This window comes from Novosphingobium sp. BAM6 (assembly GCF_057784955.1).
In genome coordinates this window covers 1-6302 of sequence record NZ_JBYNTR010000028.1, presented here as the reverse complement: position 1 = coordinate 6302, position 6302 = coordinate 1, and the positions used below count along the sequence as shown (strand labels likewise).

General features: G+C 63.1%; 7 protein-coding genes. 2 read left to right on the top strand and 5 right to left on the bottom strand.

Annotation, left to right across the window (positions count from 1 at the left end; genetic code table 11):
• Positions 1-107: 107 nt before the first annotated feature.
• The 4 genes from AC3EC3_RS19695 to metX all read right to left on the bottom strand — a co-directional run bounded on the left by AC3EC3_RS19695 (position 108) and on the right by metX (position 3256).
• Positions 108-620, bottom strand: coding sequence for a hypothetical protein (locus AC3EC3_RS19695; protein WP_488491271.1), 513 nt, complete (start codon positions 618-620; stop codon positions 108-110).
• A gap of 478 nt (positions 621-1098) precedes the next feature.
• Complete coding sequence (metW, locus tag AC3EC3_RS19690) at positions 1099-1704, bottom strand: methionine biosynthesis protein MetW (RefSeq protein WP_488491270.1); 606 nt, start codon at positions 1702-1704, stop codon at positions 1099-1101.
• The gene (locus tag AC3EC3_RS19685; protein WP_488491269.1) at positions 1701-2153 is read right to left on the bottom strand and encodes a GNAT family N-acetyltransferase; all 453 of its coding nucleotides are present in this window, start codon (positions 2151-2153) and stop codon (positions 1701-1703) included. The genes metW and AC3EC3_RS19685 overlap by 4 nt, the downstream gene beginning before the upstream one ends.
• Positions 2150-3256 carry a homoserine O-acetyltransferase MetX gene (gene metX, locus AC3EC3_RS19680; protein WP_488491268.1) on the bottom strand — a complete coding sequence of 369 codons (1107 nt, stop codon included), beginning with the start codon at positions 3254-3256 and terminating at the stop codon, positions 2150-2152. Before metX ends, AC3EC3_RS19685 begins: the two co-directional genes overlap by 4 nt.
• Before the next feature lie 142 nt (positions 3257-3398).
• On the opposite strand from metX, the gene hisC reads away from it, so the two are divergent.
• Together hisC and AC3EC3_RS19670 are read left to right on the top strand one after the other, a co-directional pair.
• Positions 3399-4523: a histidinol-phosphate transaminase gene (gene hisC, locus AC3EC3_RS19675; RefSeq protein ID WP_488491267.1), complete on the top strand. Its 1125-nt coding sequence runs from the start codon at positions 3399-3401 to the stop codon at positions 4521-4523.
• Positions 4524-4533: 10 nt separating this feature from the next.
• The gene (locus AC3EC3_RS19670; RefSeq protein ID WP_488491266.1) at positions 4534-5451 is read left to right on the top strand and encodes a prephenate/arogenate dehydrogenase family protein; all 918 of its coding nucleotides are present in this window, start codon (positions 4534-4536) and stop codon (positions 5449-5451) included.
• Between the two features lie 318 nt (positions 5452-5769).
• Here the strand turns inward: AC3EC3_RS19670 and AC3EC3_RS19665 are convergent.
• Positions 5770-6302, bottom strand: a 533-nt coding sequence (locus AC3EC3_RS19665; protein WP_488491265.1) for a hypothetical protein, incomplete at its 5' end; no start/stop codon positions are given.

Genomic DNA, 6302 nt, shown 5'->3' with positions numbered 1-6302 from the left:
GTTGACGGTCGGAGGCCGAAACGGTGAAGCTGATGCCATCGCGCATCCTGCGAGACTGGCACGCCTGCAAGCCGCTGGGAATCCCCAACCGGACTCTTTCGTTCCGGTCAATCCACTAGAATGTAGCCGTGTTCTAGAATCGCAATCGTATGATATTGAAGAAGATCATTTATCTGTTTCGCCCAACGGTTGACCGTAGACATGTCGTAGTTACGCACCTGTCCTCCAAGAGCCTTCTTCAGCGCGCCGCGATGCAATAATTCGCCACACGAATTATATATCTTCTCCAATCCGTTCTTATCTAATGAATCCGATCTGACGCTGAGGCGCAATTCTGGGCCGATTACAAACGGGTCCACCGACTTCGGAAAGCAATGAACATTCAACCGCGTCAAATCGCGGAATATGTTTCCGGCATGATAGCCCTTCAGCAAGCTGCTGTTCAAACCAACTCCGCTGTGAGCAGCCAAGCTGGCAAGAGCAACAAGTTCACATAGAAATCGAAGCTGCAAAATGCACGATTCCGCATCAACGAAGGCTTCGTATGGAGGATTTGCGCTTGGTCGTAGCGACTGAAGAATGCGATGCACCGCGACTAATCGGATTTTGGCCTCACTCATGAAGCTGGCGTATAATTCCGTGTTCGGCGAACCTTCATCGGTCACAGCGTCAAATATCCGTTTGGTCGTTTAGTTGGCCACGATATTGTCCGAAACGTGATTAAGAAGAAAAAATGCTGCGTTCGCCGTCTTTTACGGCGTGGTAAGGCGGAGTATATTGGGCCAGCGGAGTTGTTTCCATCGATCGCGATAGAAGATACACCTTCGAACAAGATCGTGAAGCTGGTTGGCTGCTTGGAAGACGTCATACCTTCACACCGCAGCCTGATATCCACGCCTTCGCGGATAAAATCCGTCACGGTAGCCTCGTGAAAGGACACCCCTGCGGTAATAAGCGCGTCGGAGAGGTTTTGAATGGCCATTCGCATATTGGTAGCCTCGAGCGACCAATTGGCCAATGGCCATGAGATAGGGGACTGGCCGTTGTCAGGGCCGTCAAATCTGCTGTTCTATGGCCGCCAAGGGCGCAAAGCCACCCTCACCGCGACAGCAGGAACACCGCGTGTTCGGCGCGGAAGTTTGCCGCCGCCGCGCTGCATTTCGTGTCGCCCGAGAGGAACCAGCGGCCTTCGACGGTGATGCCGCGCTCTTTCAGGAGGGCGCGGAAATCGTCGACGGTCAGGTGGTGGATGTTGGGCGTCTCATACCAGGCGACGGGCAGCAGGCGTGTCACCGGCATACGACCGCCCCACAGCAACGAGAGGCGCACGCGCCAGTGGGCGAAGTTGGGGAAGCTCACGAAGGCGCGGCGACCGATGCGCAGCAGCTGGTCGAGCACCAGATCGGGGCGCATCGTCGTCTGCAGGGTCTGCGAGAGGATCGCGTAATCGACCGACTTGTCGGGATAGAAAGACAGGTCTTGATCGGCATCGCCCTGGATCGCGGAGAGCCCGCGCGCGACGCACGCGCCGACGTTCGCCGGGTCGACGTCCATGCCGCGCGTGTCGCACGCCAGCCGGTCGCGCAGCGCCGCCATCAGCGTACCGTCGCCGCAGCCGACGTCCAGAACGCTGCTGCCGCGCGCGACATTGGCGGCGATCACCGCAAGGTCGGGGCGCAGGTGAGCGGTCTCGGCAGCGGTCATTTCAAGGCCTTGAGTTCGGCGGCGAAGGCGTCGGACAGGCGCTCCATATAGCGCTCGGGCCGGATGGGGGTGTGGAAGCCCACACCCTCGTAGACGCCATGGGCATCGGCGGTGACGAGCGCAAAGCGGCGCACGGTGGCGTAGTCCGGGTTCTCGACGAACCACTGGACCATGCGGCGGCCCACGCCTGCCCCCCGCGCGCGCTCGTCTACGAAGACGTCAGCCAGCCACGCGAAGCTCGCCTTGTCGGAGATCATGCGCGCGAAGCCGACTTGCCCCAGCTCCGGATGATAGGCGCCGAGGCAGTGGGAATTGGCGATCTGTTTGTCCACCTGCGCGCGGGCAATCCCCGGCGTCCAGTAGCTGGAGGCCAGCCAGCCGTGGACCCGCTCGACATCGAGGCGGGCCTTATCGTCGGCCAGAACTATGTCGTCGGAAAGCGCGATCATGCGATGAACCCCTGCACCACGCGGTCGAGCGCGGGCACGTCGAGAAGGAAGGAATCGTGGCCGTAAGGCGCGGACAGCTCGACGAAGCTGGCGGGCAGGCCCGCAGCGTTCAGCGCCTGCACGACGCTGCGCGATTCGGCGGTGGGATAGAGCCAGTCGGTATCGAAGCTGACGAGGCAGAAGCGCGCCTTCGATTTCGCGAAGGCATTCGCGAGCAGGCCGCCGTGCTCTTCGGCAAGGTCGAAGTAGTCCATCGCGCGGGTGATGTAGAGGTACGAGTTGGCATCGAAGCGGTCGGTGAAGGCCAGCCCCTGATAGCGCAGGTACGATTCGATCTGGAAATCGGCGTCGAACCCGAAGGTCTTCTCGTCGCGGTCCTGCAACCGGCGGCCGAACTTGGCGGTGAGGCCCGCTTCCGACAGATACGTGATATGCGCGGCCATGCGCGCCACGGAGAGGCCCTTCTCCGGCCCCTTTCCATGCGCATAATAGTCGCCCTCGCGCCATTCGGGATCGGCCATGATCGCCTGTCGGCCCACTTCGTGGAAGGCGATGTTCTGCGCCGAGTGGCGCGCGGTGGAGGCGAGCACCAGCACCGCGCGGGCGCGCTCGGGAAAGTTGGCGGCAAGGCTCAGCGCCTGCATCCCGCCCATCGAGCCGCCGACGAGCGCGTGCAGGCTGTCGATCCCCAGCGCATCGAGCAGGGCGATATGGCCGCGCACCATGTCGCGGATGGTGATCACCGGGAAGCGCATGCCCCACGGCTGCCCGTCGGGCGCAAGGCTGGCGGGGCCGGTCGAGCCCATGCACGATCCGATCACATTGGCGCAGATCACGAAGAAGCGGTCGGTGTCGATCGGCCTGCCGGGGCCGACCATGCGGACCCACCAGCCGGGCTTGCCAGTCTTGGGGTGGTGCGAGACGACGTGATGATCGCCCGTCAGCGCATGACAGATGAAGATCGCGTTGTCCTTGGCCGCGTTCAGCGTCCCCTGGGTTTCGTAGGCGATGCGCACGCCGGGCAGGCTCTGCCCGCCATCGAGGACGAGCGGCTGGGCGAGGTCCAGAAACTGACTGGAATCGATGAAGGGAGCCGTAGCCATGATGGCACGCCAAGTGGGCCTGCCACGCGTTCAAGTCAACTTTCCTGGCAAGTCAACTTTCAGGCGACAAAGCAGCGCTATTGCACCCTCGTGCATCTCGCGCTGTCATTTGCGCGGCGCCTGCGGTAAGCCCCGCCGCGCTATGACCGAGACCGTGAACGCCAAGCCCGCAGCCCGCACCGCACCTGCTCCCAAGCCGTGGATCGAGGCGATCCATGCCTATGTGCCGGGCAAGTCCAAGGGCAAGGACGGCCAGCCGCTGATCAAGCTCTCGGCCAACGAGAACCCGCTCGGCACCAGCGCTGCCGCGCTCGCCGCGCGTGCGCAGGCCCCGGCGCTCTACCCGGACCCGGACAGCACCGCGCTGCGCACTGCGATCGCGCACAAGCACGACCTCGATGCCGCGCGCGTGGTGATGGGCACCGGCTCGGACGAGATCCTGCACATCATCGCGCAGGGCTATGCCGGGCCGGGCGACGAGGTGATCTACGTGCGCTACGGCTTTGCGGTCTATGACATCGCCGCGCGCCGCTGCGGGGCGACGCCGGTGGTGGCACCCGATCTCGACTACGGCACCGATATCGACGCGCTGCTGGCGCTCGTCACCGAAAAGACCCGCGTCGTCTTCGTCGCCAACCCGAACAACCCCACCGGCTCGTACCTGCCCAGGGGCGAGATCGCCCGCCTGCACGCCGCGCTGCCTACCGACGTGGTGCTGGTGATCGATCAGGCCTACGGCGAATATGTCGCGGCAGAGGACGAGGACGGTGCCTTCGCGCTCGCCGCCGCGCACGACAACGTGCTGGTGACGCGCACCTTCTCCAAGATCTTCGGCCTTGCCGGCGAGCGGATCGGCTGGGCCACCGGCGCGCCGGGGCTGATCGACACGCTCAACCGCATTCGCGGCCCCTTCAACGTCTCGGCCACCGGGCAGGCGATGGCGCTGGCGGCACTGGGCGACGACGGCTTCATCGAGGCCGCCCGCGTCCACAACCGCGACGAGCGCGCCCGCTTCGTCGAACGCCTCACCGCGCTCGGCAACCACGGCCTGCGCCCGCTGCCGAGCCAGGCGAACTTCGTGCTGGTGCTGTTCGAGGGCAGGCTGACCGCCGAGGCCGCGCTCGAAGGGCTGGCCGATGCCGGGTACATCGTGCGCTGGCTGCCGGGTCAGGGCCTGCCGCAGGCACTGCGCATCACCATCGGCAAGACGCACGACATGGACGCCATCGCCGACGCGCTCACGCGCATGGCCGAACAGCAGGGCTGAGGCGGCACCGATGGCTTTCCGTCACGTCGCGATCATCGGCCTTGGCCTGCAGGGCGGCTCGATCGGCCTTGCGGTGCAGGAAGCCCTGCCCGACATGCGCGTGACCGGGCATGACATCAGCGCCGATACCCGCGCCCGCGCCGCCGAGCGCGGCCTTGTCCAGCAGGTGTTCGAGACCGCGGCGGAAGCCGTCTCCGGCGCCGATCTGGTGATCTTCTGCGTGCCGCCGGGCGCCATGGGCACGGTCGCAGCGCCGTTGCGCGATGCCATCGCCCCCGATGCGCTGGTGAGCGACGTCGGCTCGTCCAAGCAGCTGATCGCGCGCGAACTGGGCGCGGCGCTGCCCGACCATCTGGTGATCCCGGCACACCCGGTCGCGGGCACCGAAAACTCCGGGCCGGACGCGGGCTTTGCAGCGCTGTTCCGCAACCGCTGGTGCATCGTCACCCCGCCCGAACAGACCGACCTCCTCAAGCTCTCCGCGCTGGTCGAGTTCTGGGAAGCGCTCGGCGCCAATGTCGAGCGGATGAGCCCCGAGCATCACGATCTCGTACTCGCCGTCACCAGCCACCTGCCGCACCTGATCGCCTATACCATCGTCGGCACCGCGTCCGATCTGGAAGACGTGACGCAGAGCGAAGTCATCAAGTATTCGGCCGGAGGCTTCCGCGACTTCACCCGCATCGCCGCCTCCGACCCGACGATGTGGCGCGACGTGTTCCTGACCAACCGCGAAGCCGTGCTGACGATGCTCCAGCGCTTCACCGAAGACCTCACCGCCCTCCAGCGCGCGATCCGCGTGGGCGACGGCGACCAGCTTTTCGACCACTTCGCCCGCACCCGCGACATCCGCCGCTCGATCATCCAGGAAGGCCAGGACGACAGCCGCCCCGACTTCGGGCGAGGCGATCACGGCAAGGGCGAGTGAGGATTGCGGGAGTGATTAGGGGCAAAGCCTGATTCCGGGGCCATCGCCCCGGACCCCGTTCCGTCTCCCGGCGCAGGCATCAGCGCTTAGCGAAATCGCACTGCGTGTTCTGGGGGCTGCTCTGCGCCCATTCAAGCCATTCAGCCCCTAGGTTGTCGCACTTGGAAGCGGTCATTCGCCACTGGCAGGCTTTTGGTGCTATTGCACAAAGGGCTGAAAAACTTTCGATTGTATAGAATATGATAATCAATTATTAGTGCGTCATATAAAATCCGAGTTCATTAAATAATTTATTATCCTGATGATTTTGCACAATTATCATGAATATATCTCGTTTCTCCACCTATCCAAAATGTTCGGTTCCGCCAAAATTTTCTCAACGCCTTGAATGCAATAGGTAGGGACAGCGATCAACTGGCCTCTTTTAATCACGGCAGTTCCACTACGGATCAACTGGCCCGACTTCGTCCAGCGCAATCGTTCGACATTTGAAATCTGGAGAACGTCGCGCAGTTGTCTTGGCGTGAGTGGCCGGAATGCAATGTCGCGCAGATGGCGCACCAGCTGATCCAGCAGCGCGGTCAAATCCTCGGGTGTGACGCAAGTCGGAAGCAAAACGATGTCTTCGTCGCCCCACGCCAGATTACCGCTTGCGCCAAGAATCTTGGCAATGATCCGCAAAGCCTCGCCGCGCCTGAGTTTCAGGCCCAAGTTCACTTGCAGACAGACCTTAACAGGTTGCGGAAAAAGGCTCTTTCCTCGAGCCGCTTGAGGTGATTCAGACGCCTTCAACTGAGGTTGAAGGATTTGAGATGCGGGGCGGCGATTACCGGAGCGAAGGGCTGTTTTCC